This window comes from Moraxella caviae (assembly GCF_002014985.1).
Taxonomy (GTDB): Bacteria; Pseudomonadota; Gammaproteobacteria; order Pseudomonadales; family Moraxellaceae; genus Moraxella; species Moraxella caviae.
Map to the genome: position 1 here is coordinate 1 of NZ_MUXU01000079.1, position 25923 is coordinate 25923.

At 44.7% G+C, this 25923-nt stretch carries 23 protein-coding genes, 1 tRNA gene, 1 other RNA gene and 2 pseudogenes; 20 read left to right on the forward strand and 7 right to left on the reverse strand.

The window, feature by feature from the left end:
• The first annotated feature begins 286 nt into the window (after positions 1-286).
• The 16 genes and pseudogenes from B0181_RS10580 (at position 287) to ybeY (ending at position 16572) form a co-directional block, all read left to right on the forward strand.
• Entirely contained in the window at positions 287-1786 is a 1500-nt protein-coding gene (locus B0181_RS10580; protein ID WP_078277464.1) for an MBOAT family O-acyltransferase, read from the forward strand.
• An 11-nt stretch (positions 1787-1797) separates the two neighbouring features.
• Positions 1798-2919, forward strand: coding sequence for an SGNH/GDSL hydrolase family protein (locus tag B0181_RS10585; protein ID WP_078277465.1), 1122 nt, complete (start codon positions 1798-1800; stop codon positions 2917-2919).
• 43 nt (positions 2920-2962) lie between these two features.
• A complete protein-coding gene (locus tag B0181_RS10590) occupies positions 2963-4084 on the forward strand; it encodes a GDSL-type esterase/lipase family protein (protein WP_078277466.1) in 1122 nt (373 codons plus the stop codon).
• A gap of 254 nt (positions 4085-4338) precedes the next feature.
• Positions 4339-6705, forward strand: a complete 2367-nt coding sequence (gene ppsA / locus B0181_RS10595; protein ID WP_078277467.1) for a phosphoenolpyruvate synthase — start codon at positions 4339-4341, stop codon at positions 6703-6705.
• 135 nt (positions 6706-6840) lie between these two features.
• Positions 6841-7224: a hypothetical protein gene (locus B0181_RS10600; RefSeq protein ID WP_078277468.1), complete on the forward strand. Its 384-nt coding sequence runs from the start codon at positions 6841-6843 to the stop codon at positions 7222-7224.
• Between the two features lie 251 nt (positions 7225-7475).
• Complete coding sequence (locus tag B0181_RS10605; RefSeq protein WP_078277469.1) at positions 7476-8468, forward strand: RDD family protein; 993 nt, start codon at positions 7476-7478, stop codon at positions 8466-8468.
• Entirely contained in the window at positions 8465-9241 is a 777-nt protein-coding gene (gene ung / locus B0181_RS10610) for a uracil-DNA glycosylase (protein ID WP_165474532.1), read from the forward strand. Before B0181_RS10605 ends, ung begins: the two co-directional genes overlap by 4 nt.
• A 161-nt stretch (positions 9242-9402) precedes the next feature.
• Complete coding sequence (tadA, locus tag B0181_RS10615; protein WP_115338237.1) at positions 9403-9891, forward strand: tRNA adenosine(34) deaminase TadA; 489 nt, start codon at positions 9403-9405, stop codon at positions 9889-9891.
• A gap of 46 nt (positions 9892-9937) precedes the next feature.
• Positions 9938-10642 carry a (d)CMP kinase gene (gene cmk, locus B0181_RS10620; protein ID WP_078277471.1) on the forward strand — a complete coding sequence of 235 codons (705 nt, stop codon included), beginning with the start codon at positions 9938-9940 and terminating at the stop codon, positions 10640-10642.
• Positions 10643-10892: 250 nt separating this feature from the next.
• Positions 10893-12567 (forward strand): annotated as a pseudogene (gene rpsA / locus B0181_RS10625) (30S ribosomal protein S1).
• Positions 12568-12952: 385 nt separating this feature from the next.
• Complete coding sequence (locus tag B0181_RS10630; RefSeq protein ID WP_078277472.1) at positions 12953-13258, forward strand: HU family DNA-binding protein; 306 nt, start codon at positions 12953-12955, stop codon at positions 13256-13258.
• Between the two features lie 54 nt (positions 13259-13312).
• A complete protein-coding gene (locus B0181_RS10635) occupies positions 13313-13675 on the forward strand; it encodes a LapA family protein (RefSeq protein WP_078277473.1) in 363 nt (120 codons plus the stop codon).
• Between the two features lie 33 nt (positions 13676-13708).
• On the forward strand, positions 13709-14398 hold the full coding sequence (gene pyrF / locus B0181_RS10640) for an orotidine-5'-phosphate decarboxylase (RefSeq protein ID WP_078277474.1): 690 nt from the start codon (positions 13709-13711) through the stop codon (positions 14396-14398).
• A gap of 280 nt (positions 14399-14678) precedes the next feature.
• Positions 14679-14754, forward strand: a tRNA-Asn gene (locus B0181_RS10650).
• 175 nt (positions 14755-14929) lie between these two features.
• Positions 14930-16018, forward strand: a complete 1089-nt coding sequence (locus B0181_RS10655) for a PhoH family protein (protein WP_078277476.1) — start codon at positions 14930-14932, stop codon at positions 16016-16018.
• Between the two features lie 2 nt (positions 16019-16020).
• Positions 16021-16572 carry an rRNA maturation RNase YbeY gene (ybeY, locus tag B0181_RS10660; RefSeq protein ID WP_078277477.1) on the forward strand — a complete coding sequence of 184 codons (552 nt, stop codon included), beginning with the start codon at positions 16021-16023 and terminating at the stop codon, positions 16570-16572.
• Positions 16573-16773: 201 nt separating this feature from the next.
• Here ybeY and ssrS read toward each other — a convergent pair.
• The 7 genes and pseudogenes from ssrS to alaS form a co-directional block, all read right to left on the reverse strand.
• Positions 16774-16964, reverse strand: a non-coding RNA gene (ssrS, locus tag B0181_RS10665) — 6S RNA.
• A gap of 219 nt (positions 16965-17183) precedes the next feature.
• Positions 17184-17339, reverse strand: coding sequence for a 50S ribosomal protein L33 (rpmG, locus tag B0181_RS10670; protein WP_003659281.1), 156 nt, complete (start codon positions 17337-17339; stop codon positions 17184-17186).
• 32 nt (positions 17340-17371) lie between these two features.
• Positions 17372-17608, reverse strand: a complete 237-nt coding sequence (rpmB, locus tag B0181_RS10675) for a 50S ribosomal protein L28 (RefSeq protein WP_078277478.1) — start codon at positions 17606-17608, stop codon at positions 17372-17374.
• 326 nt (positions 17609-17934) lie between these two features.
• Complete coding sequence (locus B0181_RS10680) at positions 17935-18282, reverse strand: HopJ type III effector protein (protein ID WP_078277479.1); 348 nt, start codon at positions 18280-18282, stop codon at positions 17935-17937.
• Positions 18283-18375: 93 nt separating this feature from the next.
• Positions 18376-18543 (reverse strand): annotated as a pseudogene (gene csrA, locus B0181_RS10685) (carbon storage regulator CsrA); the annotation flags it as partial.
• 431 nt (positions 18544-18974) lie between these two features.
• Positions 18975-20261, reverse strand: a complete 1287-nt coding sequence (locus tag B0181_RS10690; RefSeq protein ID WP_078277481.1) for an aspartate kinase — start codon at positions 20259-20261, stop codon at positions 18975-18977.
• Positions 20262-20502: 241 nt separating this feature from the next.
• The gene (alaS, locus tag B0181_RS10695) at positions 20503-23172 is read right to left on the reverse strand and encodes an alanine--tRNA ligase (protein WP_078277482.1); all 2670 of its coding nucleotides are present in this window, start codon (positions 23170-23172) and stop codon (positions 20503-20505) included.
• Positions 23173-23726: 554 nt separating this feature from the next.
• Between alaS and B0181_RS10700 the strand changes: the two genes are divergently transcribed.
• From B0181_RS10700 to B0181_RS10715, 4 genes are all read left to right on the forward strand, one after another.
• Positions 23727-24011: a hypothetical protein gene (locus B0181_RS10700; protein ID WP_078277483.1), complete on the forward strand. Its 285-nt coding sequence runs from the start codon at positions 23727-23729 to the stop codon at positions 24009-24011.
• Positions 24012-24023: 12 nt separating this feature from the next.
• Positions 24024-24356: a hypothetical protein gene (locus B0181_RS10705; protein WP_078277484.1), complete on the forward strand. Its 333-nt coding sequence runs from the start codon at positions 24024-24026 to the stop codon at positions 24354-24356.
• On the forward strand, positions 24328-24828 hold the full coding sequence (locus B0181_RS10710; protein WP_078277485.1) for a surface-adhesin E family protein: 501 nt from the start codon (positions 24328-24330) through the stop codon (positions 24826-24828). Before B0181_RS10705 ends, B0181_RS10710 begins: the two co-directional genes overlap by 29 nt.
• A gap of 442 nt (positions 24829-25270) precedes the next feature.
• Positions 25271-25576 (forward strand): hypothetical protein, encoded by a 306-nt coding sequence (locus B0181_RS10715; RefSeq protein ID WP_078277486.1) that lies wholly within the window; start codon positions 25271-25273, stop codon positions 25574-25576.
• Positions 25577-25923: the final 347 nt, after the last annotated feature.

Below are 25923 nucleotides of genomic sequence, written 5' to 3' on the forward strand. Positions count from 1 at the left end.
TTGAAAATAGCCCAAATTTTTAAAAGACCGACCCTAAAAACGGCAAGAATATTTGCCTGTGGGGTTGACCAGCTGCATTTTAAGGAAAATTTTACTATCAAGATCTGGTTTTATCATATTTTAATTGTAAATTATAACATTTTGTAAGTATTTTATATGTATTAGTGGTAAAATGTAATGTTTTGTATCCTGCGGGTGTTATTGATGGTTCTGCATGGATGAAGAGTTGGCTTTAGGTCGTGTTATTCGAGCATGAAGTCGTTAGGAAATAGTTATTGGGAAATTTATGTTTTCGTTTTTATCTGTTGAATTCGCGCTGATTTTTATTGTGTTTTTTGCACTTTATTGGGCGTTTTATCGCCAGTCAAAAGTTCAAAATGGATTGCTGCTAATTTTTAGCTATTTCATCATCTTTTTGATGGCTGGGGCGATTGCTACGTCTGTTTTGTTGCTATTTAGTGTGCTGATTTTTATCATCAGCCGTATGTTGATGACTTCGCTGCGCCCAAAATTTTGGCTTGTTTTGGGCATTGTTGTTACTATTGCTAATTTGGCGGTCTTTAAATATTACGAGTTTTTTCGTGCTAATATCGTTGCGGCGATGCAAGCCTTGCAGCTGGATGCTTCCGGCGTGGTGGCAAATATTGTGTTTCCACTGGGCATTTCCTATTACTCGTTTCAGGCGATTAGCTATTTGGTGACGCTGCATCAGCGTAGAGCCAATCATGCTGTGAGCTCGCCTTTGACATTTTGGCAATTATTGACGCATTTATCATTCTTTTCCACTATTTCAGCAGGACCAATCACTCGTGTTGACGACACAAAAGGGCTGCTTGACATTGAGAAAAAGCCTTGTGGAATGCAGGCGCAGCTTATCACCACCGCTCATCGCAAGCCTTTGCTGCCCATGCTGGCATTTGCGCTAATTTTACTTGCTTTGGCTAAAAAGTGGTGGCTGGCGGGTTATTTGGCGGACACATGGGTAAATCCTGTTTTTGCCAACCCTGAGGGTTTTCATAGCTTAGAAGTGCTGGCGGCGATTTATGGCTACACTTTGCAGCTGTTTTTGGATTTTTCGGGCTATAGTGAGATGATGGTAGCATTTGGTTTGCTGCTTGGTTTTCGCTTGCCAATGAATTTTAATGCGCCATTACTTGCGCATAACATCCGAGATTTTTGGGACAGATGGCACATTAGTTTGTCTACATGGATTCGAGATTATATTTACATTCCCTTGGGTGGTAGCCGTAATGGATTTGTACGCACACAAATCAATTTGATTATCGCCATGGTACTGTCTGGCATTTGGCATGGCTCTACCTTGAATTTTTTCTTTTGGGGCTTGTTTCATGGATTGGCGATTGCTTTACTGAATGTGGGCGATAAAGTTTTACAAAATCGCACCAGTAACCCAAAAGGTAGAAATTTTCTGGCTGGCACTGGCTGGCTTGGCAAGGGTCTGGGTGTTTTTACCACCATTCATTTTGTGGTATTTGCCTTCGTGTTTTTTAGAGCGACGACGTTTGAAGAGGCTTTGTTGATATTTAAAGCATTATTTACCAATCATATCAATGTGGCATGGGCGAACAATCCATTGTATTTGCTCAGCTTGCTGCTTATTGCGTGGCTATTGTATCCGGTTGTGAGAAATGGTGCTAAGCGATTGGCTCCGATTTTGGCTAAAGTTCCAAATGTGCTGTTGTATCTTGCTTTGTTTATCGGCTTTATGTTGGTGGTTGTGCTTGCGCCATCAGGCATTCCCGGCTTTATCTATGCGAATTTTTAAGGGAAAGAATTATGCAAACTGAAAATAAGTTCTCACAAATTGACCAAGAGCCAACTCCAAGCCATGTTTCTTTGGATTTACAAAGTGCGACGGATGAGTCTGTGGCGCATGATGCCGGCACAAAAAAGGCGGTAATGGTTAGTTTTGTATTTTTATTGTTATCGGCACTGATTGGCATTTGGGTGATGCAAAAATCCGTGAATGCGTATTTTATGCAGACTTACCACCGCCCAAGCCCGCTGCAAGCGGTTCAAAATCCGCTGTGGCGTTTTGGTGAAGAAGTGGGTAATTTTTTATACCAGCAACACGAAACACTTAGCAACTACATTATTACAGCAAATGGTAATGTGGTAGCAACTTTTAACGAGTATTATGCGTACACGCCAGAATATAAAGTCATCATGGAGGAAAAGGCGCGACTTGAAGCCATTCGTCTGGCTGAGCAAAGAGAGCAGCAAAGACTGCAGGCGATAGAAAATCAAAAGCAGGCGGATTTGGTAAGGCTTTTGACGGTGCGCAAAGACCAAAAAGTGTTTTTTGCAGGCGATTCAATGATGCAAGGCATTGCGCCGCATATGAAAAAATACTTGCAAGGATTGGGCGTACAATCCATTGACCTAAGCAAGCAAAGCACAGGCTTGTCTTATCCAAGTTTCTTTAATTGGAATAGAACCATCAAAGAAACGCTGGAAGCTGACAGTAGTATTAAGGTTTTGATTGTGATGCTTGGGCCGAATGACCCATGGGATATGCCCGGCAAAGGCGGAGCATATTTGAAATTTCAAACGCCCGAATGGGATCAAGAATACCAATCTCGCATGGCGGATATTTTGGAGTTTGCTAAGGCGAAAGACGTTGGCGTGATTTGGGTGATGCCGCCTAATATGAAAAAAGCCAAACTGAACGAACAAATGATTTACTTAAATACCGTGATGAATGGCGAACTTGAGCGCCATACGGTTAAAGTGATTGATTCGCGCCCGATTATGGGCGGTGTTGATGATGTGTACAGCGATTATTTGCAAAAAGACGGCAAACAAATCAAAATGCGCAGCGGTGATGGCATTCACTTCTCGATTGACGGTCAGAAAATTTTGGCAGCAGAGGTGCAATCCCATTTAATTATTGAATAAATTTTAAATTTATATTTAGTTAATATTAACAATAAGGTGATTTATGTTTTTTGAACGAGTCATGCTAGGCAGTGCAGTACTTGCTGCATCTATGGCGGCAAATGCCAATTATTTGACCAACTATGGCGATGCCAATATCAACAATCTAAAGGCAGCTATGGCAGATGGTGCTTTGCACGTTGTTCAGCTGGGAGATTCGCACACAGCTGGCGATGTGATGACCGATGCTTTAAGAAATCGTCTGCAAGATACTTTGGGCGATGGCGGCATGGGCTGGGCAATGCCAATGTATTTCAAAGGGCAGCGCATGGCAAGATTTGGTTACGATAGACATAATTTTCAGCCAATTTCTAGCCGCACCAATAAAAGCGAAGATTATACCTTGGGTGGTATGATTGCTAAGCCACAGTCTTCTGGTGCAAGCATCACACTAAAAGCCAAAAAGTCAGAACCAGCACAAAAAGTCTTGGTAAGCGTGCGCCAAAATTCACCGAGTGAATATTTTATCGCTACTGATGCAAATGGCAAGAGTGTGCCAGTGCAGGCCGATCTTTATGGTCAGTGGCAAGTGGTAGACATTGGCGATGTGGAGCTGCCATTGACTTTGCGCAGCCAAGGCAGTTCTTCGGTTTTGGGCGGGTATTGGGCGTTTAATCCTAATAATAAAGGCGCTACTGTTTCTGCATTGGGCATTAACGGCGCTGAGCTGTCCTATTGGAATCGCTGGAATTCAGACGCATGGCAGAACGAATTAAAAGCCATCAAGCCAACGCTCATCGCTTTGGCGTACGGCACAAATGAAGCGTACAATGGCGTTTCTGGCGAGCGAGTTCGCTCAATCTTGACTGAAAAAGTTGAGCAGATTCGTGCAGCAAGTCCTGAATCGGCAATCTTAATCATCGGCTCTCCAGAAGCGCTAAAAAATACTGCAGGCAGCTGTGGTGTACGCCCAAGCACCTTGAGTGATGTGCAAAACGCCCAGCGTCAAGTTGCTCAAGAGCAAGGATTGCTGTATTGGGATTGGCAAGCAGCCATGGGCGGCAGCTGCTCTATGAAGTCTTGGATGAATAGCGGCAAGGCGACCAAAGACGGTGTGCATTTTAGTGGTTCGGGTTATCGCCAATTAGGCAATCAGCTGGCGAGTGATTTATTGTCTTTAAGATAATTATTGCTATAAAATCATCATTTTGATGATTTGCTTGTGCTAATCAAGAGAAAACAAGGTATTATGCCTTGTTTTTTCATTTCTACAAAAAATACCACCATTTTATTTTAAAATAAAGTCATAAAATGTTTGAGTATGGCAAAATTTGCCGTTATAATCAGCCAAGTTATCTGTTTTATGACGGTTTTGTGGCGGCTTGCCGTACGTTTGGTAAGTTTTCGCAAAAATGGTGATTTTTAATTACGGAGCTTGATATGAGCGCACAAGTCATTCCTTTTAATCAGCTGGGCAAAGACGACGTAGAAATCGTCGGTGGTAAAAACGCTTCGCTTGGCGAGATGATCAGTAACCTTGCCAATGTCGGCGTAAACGTACCAAACGGCTTTGCGACCACCGCTGATGCTTTCAATCGTTTTTTGAACGAAACAGGCTTGCTTGACAAAATCAATGCCGAGCTAAAAGGCTTGGATGTGGATAATGTGGAGCTTTTGACGCAAACGGGCGCAAAAATCCGTGGTTGGGTGATTGATCAAGAATTGCCAAAAGACCTAGAAGATGAAATCCGTGCGGCATTTGCCGAGCTGTCAGGCGGTCAAGACATCGCTGTGGCAGTGCGCTCAAGTGCGACCGCAGAAGACTTGCCAGATGCGTCATTTGCAGGTCAGCAAGAAACTTTCTTGAACATCCGCGGCATTGATAACGTACTTATCGCCATCAAAGAAGTGTTCGCATCTTTGTACAACGACCGTGCGATTGCTTACCGTGTGCATAAAGGCTTTGAGCATGCAGGCGTGGCTTTGTCGGCGGGTATTCAGCGCATGGTGCGCTCTGAAACTGGCACGTCTGGCGTGATGTTCACACTGGACACCGAAAGCGGCTTTGATGAAGTGGTGTTTGTTACCGCAAGCTACGGTCTTGGCGAAATGGTGGTACAAGGTGCGGTAAACCCTGACGAATTTTATCTGTCAAAAGCTTTAGTTGAGCAAAATCGCCCAGCGGTGGTGCGCCGCAATCTTGGTTCAAAACATAAAAAAATGGTGTATGGCGATGAAGGCAGCACCACTAAGTCTACCAAAATCGTGGACGTGGACAAAGCAGATCGCCAGCAGTTTGCACTAAATACCGATGAGCTGACTCGCCTTGCCAAGCAAGCGCTGATTATTGAAAAACACTACGGTCAGCCTATGGACATTGAATGGGCAAAAGATGGCGACACCAATGAAATTTTCATCGTTCAAGCACGCCCAGAAACGGTGAAATCTCGCCAAGACAAAAACAGCATGGAGCGCTACGTCATCAATTCAAAAGGCGCAAAAGTGCTGTGCGAAGGCCGCTCTATCGGTCAGCGCATTGGCTCTGGCAAGGTGCGTGTCGTTACCAGCCTAAACGAAATGAGTAAAGTGCAAGATGGCGATGTGCTGGTAAGCGACATGACTGACCCAGACTGGGAGCCAGTAATGAAGCGTGCTTCGGCAATCATCACCAACCGTGGCGGACGTACTTGTCATGCGGCGATTATCGCGCGTGAGCTTGGCGTGCCTGCGATTGTCGGCTGTGGCAATGCAACCGAAGTGCTGAGCGAAGGTCAAGCGGTTACTGTGTCTTGTGCTGAAGGTGATACAGGCTTTATTTATGAAGGTGAGCTTGATTTTGAAGTGCAACAAAACAGCATCAGCACCATGCCTGAGCTTGCCTTTAAAATCATGATGAACGTGGGCAACCCAGACCGTGCCTTTGGTTTTGCACAAATCCCAAATGAAGGCGTGGGCTTGGCTCGCCTAGAATTCATCATCAACCGCATGATTGGTGTACACCCTAAAGCGCTGCTGAACGTGGACACTTTGCCACAAGAAACGCAAGCGCAAATCTTTGAGCGCATCGCAGGCTATAATTCGCCAGTAGAATTTTACGTCAATAAATTGATTGAAGGCATTTCTACGCTGGCGGTGGCATTCCGTGACAAGCCTGTCATCGTGCGTATGAGTGATTTTAAATCAAACGAATACGCCAACCTAATCGGTGGCAAGCTGTACGAGCCATCAGAAGAAAACCCAATGCTGGGCTTCCGTGGTGCATCTCGCTATGTGTCGGAAAACTTCCGTGATTGCTTTGAGCTTGAGTGTCGTGCGCTAAAATATGTGCGTGATGAGATGGGTCTGACTAACGTCAAAATCATGATTCCATTTGTGCGCACCACCGATGAAGCACGCCAAGTGATTGAATTGCTTGAGAAAAACGGTCTAAAACGTGGCGAGAACGGACTTGAAATCATCATGATGTGCGAGCTGCCGACCAACGCATTGCTTGCTGATGAATTCTTGCAATATTTTGACGGCTTCTCAATCGGCTCAAACGATTTGACGCAGCTGACTTTGGGCTTGGATCGTGATAGTGGCATCGTATCGCACCTGTTTGACGAGCGTGATCCTGCGGTGAAAAAACTGCTTGCCATGGCGATTGAAGCGTGCCGTAAGCAAGGCAAATACGTTGGTATTTGCGGTCAAGGCCCATCAGATCACCCAGATCTTGCCAAATGGCTGATGGAGCAAGGCATCAGCTCAGTGTCGCTAAACCCTGACACGGTGCTGGATACTTGGTTGTTCCTAGCCAAAGACAAGTAATCTGCTAAGTGTTTTAACAATAAAAGGGCTGTGTGTGCAGTCCTTTTATTTTTTAGGTGATTGATTTTATTAGAAAAGTCTGGGCTTGGTTAAGATTTTTGTCAGCCAAAATGTACAATCTATCAAGGTAAAAAAATGACACGCCCAAACACACTTGACGAACTTGCACAGCAAATCGCTCAATTACAAAACGACATTGCACGTTTAAAAAGACATAATTTTACGCTCATCACTTTAATAGGTAATCTGATAGATGGTGAAAAGTTAAAATCACCGTCCATCATGGAGATAAGCGTGATTTATGATTTGATGGGCGATGAATTGCAAAGCATTCGTGCGATGATTGCAGATTATCAAGATTTGGCAAGTTTTACCGAGCAGGCAAATCAACTGCCCAATCCCAATATCAGTGCTGATAGCATCATGTTTGTCGTGCAAGCCTTTTTAAATAACGGCACGCTCAGCGAGCAATGCGCTAAAATTTTGAGTGATTATGATAATGCTAAGCAATCAAAATGAGCGGTAAAATAAGTAGCCAAATAATTGGTTGAAACTTAAACAATCGCTCAATCCATTTTGCAGGCGGTAAATTTTAAAAACAAAAGGCGGATTTGTCCGTCTTTTTTATTAGCTGAATTTTGGTTTGCCAAAGTTTACCTTGATGATAATGTGGCAAAATTTGGCTTATTGTGGAAATTGGCTTATAATAGGGTGATTGTTTGTCCATAAATGAACATAAATTAGAAAATTAAAATCCAAAGGCAGTATTCATGAAAATTTATTTGGCGCGCAACAACGTACAAGCAGGGCCATACACCCTTGAAGAGCTGAATATCATGCTGTCATCAGGCGAAGTGCGCCTTGATGATTTGGCATGGCATTCAGGCATGGCAAATTGGCAGACGCTTGGCGAGCTGACGCAAGGTCAGTACCATTATGCGCCCAATGCGCCTGCCGTGCCAGTAGAGCCCGTGCAACAACCTACAAATACCACGCCAGCGGCGTTTGGCGATAACGTGGATTTTCGTGCGCAAAACCAAACCAATCAAGCTAGCCAAACCAATCAAAACGCAGGCGAGCGCCGTGTCAGCGTGGCAGAGCTTTACGGACGTAAAGAAGCTGAGCCACAAAACACGCACAACGCCACCAGTCAAACCAATCAGACCGTCCACACCCAAAACACCGCTTGGCAAACCAAATCTGTGAGTAAAAGTGATGGCGGTATTGAATATGCCAGCGTAGGCACACGGTTTTTGGCGACTTGCATCAATTTGGCGCTGTTTATCGTGGCGTTGTTGCCGTTTTTGATGGCGTTCATGAATTTAAATCCCGACCCGGAAAAGATGAACGCAGGCGATTTTGAAGCACGCATGGCGTATGCGCAGACTTTGGCGGAGCAACTGCCAAGCCAAGTTGGCATGATGACTTTTGCTATGTTGGGTGCGTTTTTTCTTATTCAATTTTTGCTCATTATTTTGCGTGGGCAATCGTTTGGTAAGCTGCTTACAGGCATTCGTGTCGTGAGCGAAAGCACGGGTAAATTGCCGACTTTTGGTGCGCTGGTGGGTGTGCGTACGATTGTGCTTTTGGTGATTTATTGGCTGGCTTCAGCAATGCCAGTTTTTGTCAATGCGGCACTGATTTTGCTTGTGGTGAATTACTTTTTGGCGGCTAAAAATCCTAAAAAACAAGGCTGGCACGACCGCCTTGCCAAGACCATCATCGTCAAGGCAAAACCTGAACAACTGGATAAAAGCAAATGAATCATAATGCTTACACGACTTTGACAGATGCTCAGCTTGGCTATGACGCTGCCAAAATCGCCCATTTGTCTGCCGAAGAGCGCGCGGTACTGGCGAAGGTGAAATTGCCAAACGACTGGAAAGTTGCGCTGGCGGATGTGCTGGTGAGCGAGACGATGGAGAATTTGCGTGCGTTTTTGCGCCAAGAATATGCGCTTGGCAAGAGCATTTACCCACCCAAAGAGCAGATTTTTAATGCGCTGAACACCACGCCTTTATCTCAAGTAAAAGTGGTGATTTTGGGGCAAGACCCTTATCATGGCGCAGGGCAGGCGATGGGGCTGTCGTTCAGCGTGCCAAAAATTATTCCCAAGCCGCCATCGCTGCAAAATATCTTAAAAGAGCTGTCTAATGACTTGCACATTCCCATCAGTGCGCATGGCGATTTGACGCATTGGGCAAATCAAGGCGTGTTGCTGCTTAATGCGGTCTTGACTGTAGAAGCAGGGCAGGCGGGCAGTCATGCAGGGCGCGGCTGGGAAGAATTTACAGACGCGGTGATTGAAGTTATTAATCAGCAAACCGACCGCACGGTTTTTATTCTGTGGGGTAGTTATGCCAAGAAAAAAGGGCGCTTTATTGACGCAACTCGCCATGCAATTTTAACCGCCAATCACCCTTCGCCTTTATCGGCAAATCGTGGCGGATTTTTTGGCACGAATCCATTTTCACGCGCCAACGATTGCTTGATGCGCTGGGGTAAAGCGCCGATTGATTGGGCGTTGCCGCAGTGATGTGTTTGCGATGGCGCTGTGCTTTGAGGGTTTGTGATGGCGCAGTTGGCGATTTAATGTAAGTTATGGATTTTATTGATAATTTTTGCCAATATTTTAACGCACCAAAGCGTGATGCAGTGTACCAAGCGTACAAATTTTGGCGAAGTTTTGATGTGGCGATGATGCAGCGTGCCATGCAGCTTGCCAAGTGCGGCGCAAATCAAGGCGAAGTGCCTGTGGGTGCGGTGCTGACGGCAGGCGGACGTATTATTGGCGAAGGTTTTAATTGTCCCATCAGTACATCAGATCCCACCGCCCACGCTGAAATCATCGCCATTCGTCAGGCGTGTAAAGGGCTTGATAATTATCGCTTACCTGCCGACAGCACCTTATATGTTACGCTTGAGCCTTGCACCATGTGCTTTGGTGTGCTTGTGCATAGCCGTGTGAGCCGTGTGGTTTTTGGGGCGTGCGAGCCAAAAGCAGGCGTGATGATAAGTCAGTTAAACCTATCACAAATGCCGTTTTATAATCATGCGCTGACAGTGTCCGAAGGGCTTTTGGCGTGCGAATGCTCAGCGATGATGAGTGAATTTTTTAAGCAAAGACGTGCGCACAAAAAGGCTCAAAAACAAGCCAATAAAGCACAAAATGGCGGCTGTCAGTGATTTAAATCATTGAAAAATAAAGAGATTTAATAGAAAGAGAAATTATATGAGTAGTGCGGTTTTTAATCCCATCATCACCATTGACGGCCCATCAGGTGCGGGCAAAGGGACGGTTGCTTATCGTTTGGCTCAGGCGCTTGGGCTAAATTTACTTGACAGTGGTGCGCTGTACCGCATTGTGGGGTTGCTTGCGCATGAAGCTGGACTGCTTGATGGGCAGGTGGCAGATTTGGAAGAAAAATTGGGTGCGCTGACTGAAAAGCTGGACTTAGCTTTTCGTGTCAATGACGATACCAAGACGGTGGAAATCGTCATTGATGGGCAGGTTTTGACCAAAGACATTCGCAACGAAACGGTGGGCGGCTATGCGTCTCAAGTGGCGGTGTTTCCAAAGGTGCGCGCAGCACTTTTAAAGGTGCAGCAAGACATGGGTAAAAAAGGCGTGGTGGCTGATGGGCGTGATATGGGAACGGTGATTTTCCCAAATGCCACCGCCAAGATTTTTTTGACGGCAAGCGCTAAAGCACGGGCAGACAGACGTGTGGCACAGCTGCAAATGATGGGCAAGCCTGCCGATTATGAAGCGATTTTGGCAGAAATTCAGGCGCGTGATGAGCGCGACCAAAACCGCGCTGCCGCACCCAGCAAGCCTGCCGAAGACGCACTGGTGATTGACAGCTCAGCACTTAATGCCGATGAAGTTTACGCTAAAGTGGTGGAATTTTGTGCGCAAAAAGGCGTGCAGTTTTAGGCGGTTGATTGCAAGATGGGCTTAACGAAGTAGTCTAATATAGAAAATTTAAGCGGTGGATTTTACCTGTCAGAAAATGCAAAATTCACCAAAAAATCTCATTTAAAGCGTGCATTCGTCATAAAAATGCGCTATAATGAGACGTTTTTATCTGTGCGCACGGCAAGCACAAAACCAGCACTTCTTGCCAAGCGCACATCACTTGAACCGTACTGAGCTGGACAGGCTACGGCTATTTTTAAAGGTTAATATAATGGTATCATTTGCTGAACTGTTTGAAGCAAGCAACGCAAACGAAGTAAAAGTTGAAATCGGCGCAGTTATCCCGGGTACTGTGGTTGCGATCGATAGCGACTGGATCACTGTAGATACTGGTCTAAAATCAGAAGGTATCATCGCTCGCAGTGAATTTTTGAACGAAGCGGGCGAGCTTGAAGTTGCGGTTGGCGACAGCGTAGATGTGGTTGTTGAAAAAGTTGACAACGGCATGGGTCAAACCGTACTTTCTCGCGAAAAAGCAAAACGCGAAGAAAGCTGGCGTGTGCTTGAGCAAATCCACGAAAATGATGAGATTGTTAAAGGTCTTATCTCGTCTAAAGTTAAAGGCGGCTTCACCGTGGAAATCGGTTCAGTGCGTGCGTTCTTGCCGGGTTCTTTGGTAGATGTGCGTCCAGTGCGCGAAACTACCCACCTAGAAGGCAAAGAGCTTGAGTTTAAAGTTATCAAGATCGACAAAGTGCGCAACAACATCGTGGTTTCTCGCCGCGCGGTAATGGAAGCTGAAAACTCAGCTGAGCGTGATGAGCTGCTTGCCAAGCTAGAAGAAGGCATGGAAGTAAATGGTATCGTTAAGAACCTAACTGATTACGGTGCGTTCGTTGATTTGGGCGGCATTGACGGCTTGCTACACATCACTGACATGGCGTGGAAGCGCATCAAGCACCCATCAGAAGCGGTAGAAGTGGGTCAAGACCTGAAAGTTAAGGTATTGAAATTTGACCGTGAGCGCAACCGTGTAAGCCTAGGTCTAAAACAACTTGGCTCAGATCCATGGAGCGAAGTAGAGCAAACTTACCCAGTTGGCACCATCACCAAAGCACGCGTAACCAACCTAACCGACTATGGCTGCTTCGCTGAAATCGCTGAAGGCATTGAAGGTTTGGTACACGTTTCTGAAATGGATCACACCAACAAAAACATCCATCCATCAAAAGTGGTGCAAGTTGGCGATGAAGTAAACGTGATGGTACTAGAGATCGATGGCGAGCGTCGTCGTATCAGCTTAGGCATCAAACAAACCATGCCAAACCCATGGGAAGAGTTTGACAAAAACCACAGCAAAGGCGACAAAATCAGCGGTACAATCAAGTCAATCACTGACTTTGGCTTGTTCATCGGTCTAGAAGGCGGTATTGACGGTCTTGTTCACTTGTCTGACATCTCTTGGACTGAGTCTGGCGAAGAAGCAATCCGCAACTACGCTAAAGGCGACACTGTAGAAGCAGTAGTTCTACAAGTAGACGCAGAAGCAAATCGTATCAGCCTAGGCATCAAGCAACTAAACTCTGATCCATTCAACGAGTACCTGCTTGCAAATGACCGTGGCGCGATCGTAAAAGGTGCGGTAAAAGAAGTTGACGCAAAAGGCGCAGTAATCACTTTGGCTGACGAAGTAGAAGGCTACCTAGCTGCTGCTGACATCGCTCGTGAGCGCACTGAAGATGCTTCTAAAGTGCTAAACGTAGGCGATGAAGTGGAAGCGAAAATCGTTGCGTGTAGATCGCAAATCACGCAACATCACGCTTTCAATCAAAGCTAAAGACGAAGCTGATGAGCGTCAAGCCATCAAAGATTTGTCAAACAACACAGTTGAGAATCAACCAAAAACTTTGGGTGACATCTTTGCTGACCAGCTAAAAGGCTGATTTGACACCCAGTGGAAACATTGGCAAAAGGGCGATCGTATGATCGCTCTTTTTGTTTGGGTGGGTTTTTGGCATAATTGAAATCACTTTTTAATAAATAGGGATTGCCGTAAACAACCACTACGTTATCAAGCAATCCGCCATAAAGATGTAATTGGCGTCAAATGATAATTTATGCTCAAACGTTAAAATCGTGCAATAAATTGTGTAAAATTTCACTAGTTTCATGAAAATTAACAAAAAATTCGTTCACTTTTGTGCAAAATTCGGCTATCATAAGACATTCGCAATTTAACGCAGCTGGCTTTCGCTTTGGGTGTTTATCATGACAGATGGTGATAAATTCTAGGCGCAGGTCGGCGTTTTGCCACAAGGTAAAAGAAATATGCAAGCTCAACAAGCGATGAACAAATCAGATTTGATTGCCAATTTGTCTTTGGCGTGTGATGATTTGACGGAAAATGTGGTTGATGAAGCGGTGCGTGAAATCATCGCTTTGATGGTAGATCAGCTGTCGCATGACGGCAGAGTAGAAGTGCGTGGTTTTGGCAGTTTTTGCCTACATCACCGTGAAGCGCGCCAAGCACGCAACCCAAGAACGGGCGAAAGCGTGATGGTGGAAGCAAAAGCCGTGCCGCATTTTAAGCCAGGTAAGGCTTTGCGTGAAGCGGTCAATGCCATCAATGATTGATTTTAGATAAATTTTAGTTTTGTATATTGAAGAATTGATAAAAAGAAGAACATTATGCACATTATTTTGATGTTACTTTTGGTGGTGGTTTTCGCCTACTCAATCGCGCTGGTGCTGATGAATAACAGCGAAGTGGCGGTGAACTTGATGTTTTCTACCGTGCCATACATGAACTTGGGCTTGCTGCTTGTTGTTACCATCTTTTTGGGTGTGCTGATTGGTATGTTGCTTGCGCTTTTGCTCTTTAGAGTGCTGCAAAATAAATGGGAAATCAGCCGTCTAAAAAAAGAGCTGGCAGCAGTACAAGCGCAATTAACTGAAGCGAATGTTAAGCTTGCGCAGCAGGCTGACACCATGCGCCAACAAGAAGCGGTGATTGAAAACCAGCCAGCCGAGCAGACAAATCCAAACGTTTAAACTGACAATCAATAATTAGCCAAAGGCATAATCATGACAACTTCTCCCATCATTGTTGCTGTGGATAAACATACACTCAATGACGCATTGTCGTTGGCGGACAGTCTTGACCCTGCGCTGTGCCGCCTAAAAGTGGGTAAAGAGCTGTTCACCGTATGCGGTCCAGAAGTTGTCAAGGCGTTTCATGCACGCGGTTTTGAAGTGTTTTTGGATTTAAAATTCCATGACATTCCTAATACGACTGCGCAAGCGGTTTTGGCGGCAGCGGATATGGGTGTGTGGATGGTGAATGTGCACGCAGCCATCGGTTCTGAGGCCATGACGCTTTGTAAGCAAAGACTGCAAGCGCACGGACACGACACGCTTTTGATTGCAGTTACGGTGCTGACTTCGATGACGCAAGGCGTGCTTGATGAGTTGGGTGTTGTAAATTCGCTGGACGAGCAGGTGTTGCGCTTGGCGAAACTTGCTAAAAATTCTGGGCTTGATGGGGTGGTTTGCTCCGCTCAAGAAGCCAAATCACTTAAGCAGCAGCTGGGTGGCGAGTTTAAACTTGTAACACCGGGGATTCGCTTGGCGAGTGATGCAGCGGACGACCAAAAGCGTATTTGCACACCAAAAGATGCGCTGGCAAATGGATCGGACTATTTGGTGATTGGGCGTTCTATCACGACAGCAGCAAATCCAACTGACAAATTAAAACTGATTTTATCTGAAATTTGATTGATTTGGATTGTTTGTAATTGATAAAAAGCCAAGCTCATAAGTTTGGCTTTTTTAGTTGAAAAATAAGTGCAAAGTTGCGTAGTATGGTGATGTTTGTAATGTAAAATAAGCAAATACAATAAAAGTACAATGCAGGTTTTTTGTAATGACTGATAAAAAATTTTGGCAAATTTTGATAAAATCAGTAAAAAATGCAAAATTTTTAATAAAAATGCTTGACGAGTGATAAAAACCTGCTATAATACGCAACATCTGAAGCGCACTGCTTCACCGACATTCCCCAATAGCTCAGTCGGTAGAGCATCGGACTGTTAATCCGTGTGTCCCTGGTTCGAGCCCAGGTTGGGGAGCCATATTTAAAAAAGCCTTTCATGAAATTGAAAGGCTTTTTTGTTATGCTGTATTTATCGGCAGCACAGCTTTATAGACATTGACTTTATTTGCTGAACGTCTTGCAATCGCTCACTTTTAGCCTTATATAAGGCGTATGGGCGAAATTTCGCATTTTGGACAATTTAAGGAATTGCATTGAGTATTACACGCACGTTGGAATTGGGGCTTGACAGCCATCAGTTGAGAGCTTTGCTTGGCGAATATAATAAGCATATCAAATACTTACAAGAACGCATGGAAGTGCAGTTGACGCACCGCCACGACCATTTTACCATCACAGGCGATTTGGGGGCGGTGGAGCGCACGGAATTTATTTTGCAAAAATTGGCGGAAATCGCTGAAAATAGCGATGACATTTCAGGTGAAGAGCTGCATTTGATTGTGCAATCCAGCCAATCTCGTGGCGAAGACGTGCATAAAGATACCAAAAGCCATGCGCCAAATGTCAATCTGCGTACTCGCAAGGGTGTGATTACACCACGTGGGTTTAATCAGCAAGAATATGTGCGCAAGATTTTGATTTCGGACGTGTCTTTTGGCGTGGGGCCAGCAGGTACGGGTAAGACGTATTTGGCGGTGGCGTGTGCGGTGGATATGCTGGAGCGTGGCGAAATTGAGCGCATTTTGCTGGTACGTCCTGCGGTGGAAGCGGGCGAAAAACTCGGCTTTTTGCCCGGCGATTTGACCCAAAAAATCGACCCTTATTTGCGTCCGCTGTACGATGCGCTGTATGAAATGCTTGGCTTTGAAAAGGTGGGTAAGCTGCTTGAGCGTCAGGTGATTGAAGTTGCGCCGCTGGCATATATGCGTGGGCGTACGCTGAATAATTCTTTTGTGATTTTGGATGAAGCACAAAACACCACGCCTGAGCAGATGAAAATGTTTTTGACGCGTCTTGGTTTTGGTTCTCGTGCGGTGATTACGGGCGATATGACGCAGGTGGATTTGCCGCGCGGGCATAAATCTGGCTTATCTCAGGCGTTAAAAATCCTGTCCAGCATTGATGAAATTCACATCACGCGCTTTGACAACCATGATGTGGTGCGCCATCATTTGGTGCAAAAAATCGTCCAAGCCTATGACGCATTTGACGATGAACAAGAGCGATTGGCGGCAGAGCGTAAGGCACAAAGACAGGCAGAGCGTTTGGCGCTTGCAAGTGATGACGCAGACAAAACCGATACGGTAACCGACACAGCAACAAAAACTGACGACAAGGATTAAGCATGATAACCGCACAAGTGCAAATCGGTTTTGGTGAATTGCCTGATGATGTGTGCGCTTTGTATGATGAAAACACCGTACAGGCGGCGCTTGCCAAGACACTTCAAATCATGCACGCTAAGCACAAAGAAGGCTTGAAATTTGCCTATTATGAAACTTTACAAGATGATCATTGGACAAAGCCAATCACGCTTGACGTTTATATCACAGAAAAAAACGAAGCGCAGGCGCTGAATCTACAAGCGCGTGGCAAGGATTATGCGACCAACATTTTATCTTATCCAAGCGATTTGCCTGCCGAAATGCTGGATTTATTGCCAGAATTGCCATTGGGTGAGTTGATTTTATGTCATGAAGTGGTACAAAAAGAAGCTGACGCTCAAGGCAAAACGTTTTTGGCGCATTTGACGCATTTATTGGTGCATGGCGTGCTGCATTTGCTGGGCTTTGATCATGAATTAGGCGAGGTAGAAGCAGAGCAGATGGAAGGTTTTGAAATTGAAATTTTATCGCAATTAGGCGTTGCCAATCCTTATGCTGATGATGAGTATTGATGTTTGGTGTGATTGATAGGCGAACTTAGCGGTTTGATTACAAATTATGCTAAGTATGGCTATTTGCAAAAGTACGCAAAATTTGTGGTAAATGACGACAATAAAAACGGTGCAACAATGTGCCGTTTTTTATTTTGTACTGTGCGCTTTTAATGGGCAAAATAAAAGCGCAGTCAAATCTGCGCAAATTTCATCATTCATCAATACACCAAAGCACCGCTGCAAAGGGGTTACCATGAACCGTGAAGTTCAAGGCGGACAACGCCATTATTTATTAGGCTTCCTGATTCATCAAGAGATGCAGGCCTGCACAACAAAATAATAGAAGCGTGATCCTAAGATAAGATTATCGGCTCAGGAATGCACTTTACTGGCGAATGCTTCAGTGATTGCTATTATAGCAATTTTTGGTTAAAGCAACAAGTGGGCGTTATGGCTTTGATGGTTGGATTTGTGCTGACTGGTTTTATTGGCTAGGTTTTGCTGGCTAAGTTTGTGCTTGCTGGTTTGGCAAATTTGACTGGTGATAAAAAGTCAATCAAGGCAAGCCGAGACAATCAACCAATAAAAAAGACCGCACAATAGGCGATCTTTTTTGAAGTAAGCAAAAATTATTTGATTTTCGCTTCTTTGAACAAAACGTGCTGGCGAATTTTTGGATCAAATTTTTTGATTTCCATTTTGCCCGGCATGGTGCGTTTGTTCTTGGTAGTGGTGTAGAAATAACCTGTACCAGCGGTAGAAACTAGTTTGATTTTATCTCTCATGATGATGTCCTTTAACTAAAACTGCAAACCGATTAAACGTTTTGACCTTGTGCGCGCAAATCTGCAAGCACTTTGTCAATGCCGTGCTTGTCAATGATACGCATACCTTTGGTTGATACACGAAGACGCACGAAACGGTTTTCAGATTCTACCCAAAAACGATGGTTGTGCAGGTTTGGCAGAAAGCGACGACGAGTTTTGTTGTTGGCGTGTGATACGTTGTTACCCACCAATGGGCGCTTTCCAGTCACTTGGCATACTCGAGACATGGTGAACTCCTAATCTAATGTGGCGCGGATATTGAGCGGTATCGGGTGCGCCGTTTGACCCATGTGCTTTTATTAAGGTATGGACTTAGCACGAACAGAGCCAAACTCTATGGTTAGGCCACTCTTTTTTACCGTTAAAGGCGACGACAATCAAGAAGTAGCGGAAAAATCAAAGCCCAAATTATACATGAAAGTTGCCTTTTTGGCAAGTATTTTGCTGGCAAATTGCCAAATTTGGGCGCAAATTTATCAATAATAAGCCGTCAAGCCAAGCATTGCGTATTAGGCAACGCTTAAACTTGATGAATTTTATCGGTTTAATCGCTTTAGCTGCGAGCTTTCAGTGCGCTTTTTGGCATACCAAAGCCGTGCCAGCCATAGTGCATGAAATTGCGAATGTTGGCGTGGTCGCTGCCGTCTGGCGTGGCAAGTACCGATTGATAATGCTCAGCGAACAAAGTCAGCGTGTCTAGCTGGTTTAGTCCGTGCAGTTTGGCAAAGCTAAACACCTTGGCGCTGCCTTCGTTGGTGCCAGCAGCATTGACAGCGTCGCCATTGTAAAATTGCACAGGCGTGTAGTCGTAATTGCTGTCAATAAAGGCGATGATGTCGCTAAATTTCAGTGCGCCTGATGTTACTCCTTGCAGCAAGCGAGAAACTTCGGTAGATTTCATGTCAGCACCTGCTTAGCGGTTGAAATAATCGTCATCATCAAACGATGGCGGCGTGAAATTGCCTTGCTCAAGATGGCTCATGTGCATTTGCATTGAGCGTTCGTGCTGAATGCGCTGATAAATTTCTTCACGGTGTACGGCGATGTCCTTTGGTGCGTTTACACCAAGGCGAACTTGGTTGCCCTTAATGCCAAGAACGGTAACGCTTACTTCATCACCAATCATTAAAGTTTCGCCAACGCGGCGTGTCAAAATCAACATATCGGCTCCTTGCGATGTGTGGCTGTTTAATTTATTTGTTCAAATTTTACAAACCAATTTGCGCAAATAAATACAACCATAAAATATCAAAACAAACTGTGTTTTGTGCAATGCGCAAAAACACAATAAAATACCCAAAAGTAAAGCAATATTATAAAACGCTTTGGGCGAGCTGTCAGCTATTTTAACGCAATGTTGTGTAAATTTTTATTGCCAAGTGTATCCATAAAGATTGGTTATCAGATTTATATGCTGAGCAAAAGGGCGGTTTGGTGAATGATGGTGTGATTGGGCGATGTTGTTTTCAAAAATGAAAGATTTGCTGATAAAAACTAACAAATAAAAACTATCAAATTAAAAGCCGTTAATAAAAAACACCAATAAAAAACCGCTCACTCATTTGAGCAAGCGGTTTGATGATAAAGTGCGGATTACAGTCCAGCAACTTTACTTTCGCCGTCTTCACGGTCAAGACCAAAGGCGGTGTGCAAAGATTTCACCGCTTTTTCTAGGTGTTGTTCGCGTACCAATACCGATACTTTGATTTCACTGGTAGAAATCATTAGGATATTGATGTTTTCAGATGCCAAAGTTTCAAACATTTTGCTGGCAACGCCTGCGTGCGAGCGCATACCCACGCCCACGATCGACACTTTCACCACAGCGTCATCGCCCACAATCTTAACCGCGCCGATGTCGTCTTTGACACGTTCGTTTAGGATTTTCATGGCTTTTTCGTAGTCGCCGCGTGGCACGGTGAAGCTAAAATCGGTTACGCCATTTTCAGAGATGTTCTGTATGATCATGTCCACTTCAATGTTGGCGTTGCCGATTGGGGTCAAGATGGCGGCAGACACGCCCGGGCGATCTGGCACGCCCAAAAGGGTGATTTTGGCTTCATCACGGTTAAAGGCAATGCCTGAAATTACGGCACGTTCCATATCATCTCCTTCATCAACGGTAATCAATGTACCGACATTTTGTTTAAATTCATCGTCAAATGCGCCATCGGTGCCTTCATCAAAGCTGGACAGTACGCGCAGCGGCACTTTGTATTTGCCTGCAAATTCCACCGAGCGGATTTGTAGCACTTTTGAGCCAAGCGAAGCCATTTCCAGCATTTCTTCAAAGGTAATTTTGGACAGTTTTTTGGCTTTTGAAGTTACGCGTGGGTCGGTGGTGTACACGCCGTCCACGTCAGTGTAGATTTGGCATTCGTCAGCGCCGATGGCAGCGGCAATCGCCACGCCTGTGGTGTCAGAGCCGCCACGACCCAGCGTTGTCAAGTCATTGAACTCATTAACGCCTTGAAAGCCCGCCACAATCAGCACTTTGCCACTGTCCAGCTCACGTTTTAGGTTGTCGGCATCAATATGCTCAATGCGTGCTTTGGTGTGCGTGGCATCGGTTTTGATGGCGACTTGGCGACCTGTCATGGATTTGGCGTCCACACCCAAATCTTTTAGTGCCATTGCCAAAAGGGCGATGGAAACTTGCTCGCCTGTTGCCACCATTTGATCGTACTCGCGCGGATCTGGATCGTTGCTGATTTCTCGCGCCAAACCAATCAGTCGGTTGGTCTCGCCACTCATCGCTGATACCACAACCACCACTTGATGACCGTGATCGTGCCAGCGTTTTACGCGAGCGGCGACATTTTTAATGCGGCTGGTATTACCCATTGAAGTGCCGCCATATTTTTGTACGATTAACGCCATTGTGTTTGCCTTATCTAAAGCCCAGTTTGTCTTACAAGCGTAAAATAAAACTGGACGTTGGTTTAATTCGTGGTGCTTTAAGTGCCCATGAAGCACAGCACGAACGCCAATGTGAAATCTTATTGATTTTAATGATAAAAATCTGCTTGGCGCTGCTGCGAGAGCGAACGCCAAGTTTGTCAAAAAGTTTATCAGAATTGTACTAAAGTTTGGCAAAATTTCGCCAAACTTTTGCCAAATTTTATGCCAGCTGCGCTTTTAGCTCGTGAATCAGCTTTTGTAGCACGGCTGACAGCTTGTCTGATTTTGGTGCGCCGCCTTGAGCGTAGTCTGGCTTGCCGCCACCTTTACCGTCAAGTTCACCTGCCAAAGTGCGAATGATGTCGCCTGCTTTGACTTTGCTTTGAATTTCTTTGGCAACGCTTGCCGCCAATGCTAGGCTGTCGGTCTCGCCAACCAGTACAATCACCGCATTATCAAGGCGTGATTTTAGTGTATCCATCAAGCCGCGAATCGCCTTGCTGTCCACGCCATCAGCCTTGGCAACCAAAAGATTGATGCCATCAACATCAAGTTTTACCGCTTGGTTGATGAGATCTAGGGCTTGATAATTGGTGAGTTTTTGCTCAAGACGCTCGATTTGCTTGTCAAGCTCACGCCCACGCTCACTCAAGGCATTCACACGCGATTCAATTTCATTGCGCTTGGCTTTAAAGTTGCCTGCCAGATTTGCCAGCACGCGCTCGCCTTGTTGCACATAGCGGATTGCGCCCATGCCAGTCAAGGCTTCAATGCGGCGAATGCCAGCAGCGATACCGCCTTCAGACACGATTTTAAACAAGCCAATATCGCCTGTGCGCTCAACGTGCAAGCCGCCACACAGCTCGATAGAAAATGGCGTGCGATCGTCTTTTTCGCCCATGGTCAGTACACGCACGGTGTCGCCATATTTTTCGCCAAATAGCGCCATTGCACCTTTTTTCATGGCGCTGTCAATGTCCATGATTTCAATTTGTACGGTGGAGTTGCGCTGGATTTGCTCGTTCACCATGCGCTCAATCACTGCCAAATCTTCATCGCTGACTGGTGTGTCGTGCGAGAAGTCAAAACGCAGAACATCGCTTGACACCAGCGAGCCTTTTTGGGTAACGCCTGTGCCAAGCACGGTGCGTAAAGCGGCGTGTAATAAGTGCGTGGCAGAGTGGTTTTTGGCAGACGCACGGCGCACGTCCAGCGATACTAGGGCGTTCGCTTGCTGCGTGCCTGTGATTTGACCCATCTTAACTGCGCCATAATGAATGATGGCTTGCCCAGATTTTTTGGTGTCTTCTACGGCAAACACGCCTGATTCGGTGGTGATTTCGCCAAGTTCGCCCACTTGACCGCCGCTTTCAGCATAAAATGGCGTGGCAGACAGTACAATCACACCGTCATCGCCTTCGCTAAGCGTGTCTACTTCTTTGCCGTCTTGGTAAAGTCCCACGATTTGGCTTTCTAGATTGGCAAGGCTGTAACCCACAAATTCAGTTGGCGTGTCTACTTTGATGGCAGCGGTGTAATCCACGTCAAATTTGCCAGCATCACGAGCGCGAGCGCGCTGCTCTTCCATGTGCGCATCAAAGCCTGCTTCGTCAATACCAATGCCACGCTCACGCGCGATGTCTGCGGTCAAATCCACAGGGAAACCGTAAGTGTCATACAGCTTAAACACCGCTTCGCCAGACAGCACATCGCCATCTTTTAGCACTTCAAGTTCGCCAGACAATAGGCGCAAACCCTGAGCCAGCGTTTTGGCAAATTGCTCTTCTTCTTTTAAAATCACGCTTTCAATTTCGGCTTGTTTGTCGCTAAGCTGCGGATAAGCTGCGCCCATTTCACGCACCAAAGCTGGCACAAGACGATAAAAGAAATTGCCTTGTGCGCCTAATTTATTGCCATGGCGCACCGCACGGCGAATGATACGGCGCAGCACATAGCCACGGCCTTCATTGCTTGGGCGTACGCCATCAGCAATCAAAAACGACACCGCACGAATGTGGTCAGCAATCACTTTAAATGACGGCTCATAAGTGCTTTGTACGCCAATCACTTCGGCGGCTGCGTCCATCAGATTGGTGAACAAATCCACTTCGTAGTTGCCAAATTTGCCTTGCATGATCGAGCTGATACGCTCAAGCCCCATGCCTGTATCTACCGATGGCTTTGGCAGCGGCTCAAGCGTACCGTCTTTTTGGCGGTTGAACTGCATGAATACGCAGTTCCACACTTCCACATAGCGGTCGCCATCTTCTTCTGGCGTGCCGGGCAATCCGCCTTCCATGTGATCGCCGTAGTCGTAGAAAATTTCCGAGCAAGGACCACAAGGGCCAGTATCGCCCATTGTCCAGAAGTTGTCAGACGCATAAGGTGCGCCTTTGTTATCGCCAATGCGAATGATGCGCTCAGGTGCAAGACCGATTTCTTTGTGCCAAATGTCGTAGGCTTCATCGTCTGTGTGATATACAGTAACGTAAAGGCGGTCTTTTGGCAGGGCAAGCCATGCGTCAGAAGTCAAAAATTCCCACGCAAATTTTAGTGCGTCTTGCTTGAAATAATCGCCAAAGCTGAAGTTGCCCAGCATTTCAAAAAAGGTGTGATGGCGTGCGGTGTAGCCAACGTTGTCAAGGTCGTTGTGCTTGCCGCCTGCACGCACGCATTTTTGGGAAGTTACCGCGCGGCTATAATCACGCTTTTCTAGTCCCAAAAAGGTGTCTTTAAATTGGTTCATGCCTGCGTTGGTGAACAAAAGCGTTGGGTCGTTGTGTGGAATTAGGCTAGACGACTCAACGTGTTTGTGCTGCTTGCTGACGAAAAAATCAATGAACGCTTGACGAACTTCGTTCAGCTGCATGGTTTTTCTTGGTGTACTCATAAAAATCCTTCAAGGCGGCAGATGGTTTTGCTTATGATTAAAAGCTGACATCACCGCGCCAAAACATCAAATAAAAATGCAAATAGGTGAGAAAAATAACGCTTCATTTTAGCACAACGCAGGAAAAATTACAGCCATTTTCACAGCTTTTGTGCATTTATTAAAAAGTTTTTGCTATTGGTTTTGGGGGATTGATGAAAATTGGTTGGCAATATGGAAAGTTAAAGCGTTGCAAATAAACCAAAGAAAAATGGATTGTTTTCTAAATCTTGTCTGATTTGTGTTTAGTTGAGATAAAAATTTGTTTTTTTTGCAGTATTGTTAATATATTAAAAGTTTATCCATCTGTAATTTTAAGTATGTTTTTGTAAATAAAGCATAGAGGGTGAATATGTGGCTTTTAATTATTTTGTTTATTTTGGCATGGTTTTTTCCTGTTCTATGGATTGTATTCTTTGGTTTTATCATATGGGTAATATTTACAGCCTCTAGTAGGCGTGCAAAACGTATTGAGCCTATTATTGTAAAATCTCTTCTTAGTGGTACGACTATTTATGATAAAAGCGTACAGTGGGCTTCTTATTGTAGTTATGCAGTCAGTACGCTCTGGTGGTAACTGTGGTGTGGTGGTACAGCTTAAAGAGTTTGGTAAGGGTACTTATTTAAACCTTAACTATCCATTCCCTAATCAAGATTTAACCATTGTGGCTTGGAATAAATCTGAAAGTGATGTCAGTCATTTACTTAATAAAAGAGTATGTGCTGATGGTAAAACCAGCCTGTATAAAGGCAAAGCACAAGTGTCAGTGAATTCTATTAACCAGATTAAAGTTCAGTAATTAGGAGATTGTATGAGTCAGCTTGAACAGCAACTAAATGAGTTAAAATCCATCAACAAAGCCCTACTACCTGCTTATATGCTTACAGCAGGTGTGTCATTTGGTATGGCTTATGTACTGGGTAAAATGATACAAGGTGCGAGTAAATCAGCGATTGGTAGATTGGTGTTAATCATGATTGTACTTGCTTTATTTATAAAGCATTTTAAAAATATCAACTACACCACTCAGGCTGCTTTAGATACAGCATTTGATTGGTTTGACCTTAAACAAGCGCAGATAGAGACAGAACTGGTCAAGGAAACTTTAACGTTACATGAAGAAAAGGAAAAATTTAAGGGGTGATACTATGAAAATAAAATCATTGGCTGTTTTATTATGTGGTACTTTTCTTTGTAGTAACTTAGCACAAGCAACCACATGGGTAAAGCTCCATGAACTTTCTAATTCGGATAAGAATATATACATAGAAAAAGATAATATTAAAAAATATTATTTTAATAGTGGCAAAAGTAATGAGTATTACTACACTACATGGGTAATGGAAGAGTATACTAAAGAGCAAAAGTCCCCTGTAACAGGTCAGCCTTATAGATATGAAACAACCAATTACTATTTTGATTGTGAAAATAAAAGGTATACCCTAGACGCTGTATATTATTTCAATGAAACACTTGATAAATATGTAGATGGGGGTGAGTGGGAAATCTCCGCTGACTCATCAGAAGATTGGTGGGAAGCAAAAGAAGATGCGCCTGTTAGGTTACAACTTCTGATAGGGTGTTTGGCAGGAGTAGCAAAGTTTGAATTAGATTAAGTGTTTTAAAAATAAGAAACCCAAAATGCTTATACAATAAAACCAAACCCCACTGTTGTGGGGTTTATTGATATATCTATTCGTAGCCACAAAAACGACTGATGACGCAAAAAGCAAGTGCTGTGCCAGTGGGTAATAACCCAGTAGGTGAACAGAAAGCGTCATCAGTCGATTTATTGTAGCTACTGATAATTGAATAAATCGGCTGATGACCGCTAAAAGAGAAACAGTGTTCGTGGATTATTCCACGAAGCAACTGAAAACATCACCAGCCGACTTCATAATATACTACATGATTTGATGACTGGCAAGAGTGATTTAAAAAACAGGCAAGTAATAAAACCCCTGACAGTAGTGGTCTTGATACCGCAATCAAGGCTCTGTCAGGGGTGGTTCTGACAATGGTTGCTTCGGAAAATGCCGAAATCATGTCAGGTCAGTAATGTATCAAATCAAACAAACGCTGTCAATAAAGCCATTGGCTTTATCGGTGGAAAAAGACTGTTGGGTGAATGGGTTTAAGCGGTGTGTAAAACACACAAAGATTGCCAAGAAAGCAGCGCTTGGGGTGTGGGAAATGGATTTGTCACAAAACGTTGGGCAAAGCCACATGACGCACCTTATAAAGGATGTGTCCACTAATGCAGCAAACCCACTTCCTATAAAAAAGTACAGCAGGGGTTCCAATCCCAAGACCAACCCCAGCCTTTACGCGCAAAACGGTACTGCTGCACACAAAAAGCCTTGAGGTCGGTATTCCTAATGATAGATTGGGGTCGCTTCAAGGCTTTGATGGCAGTATAATCAATCAAAATAACGATGTCAAGAATGAAAAAACCCTGATATTGATTATCCGAAGGACTTAGCTCGGGTCGTATCAGGGTCTTCGGAAAACAGTATAACAAACCAAAATAGCCCTGTCAAATTTATCTCAGTGATTTTGGTATTTGCTAAGTGTAATCAGTTTTAAAAGTGCAAAATTTAATTCGTAACTTTTCTTAGAGATGTCGTTTGCGCTTGTCTCAAAACATTAAAGAAAAAATCCTTACATTGTGCAAGGATTTTTGGTAGAATAAATAAGGGGCTGACGTAGAT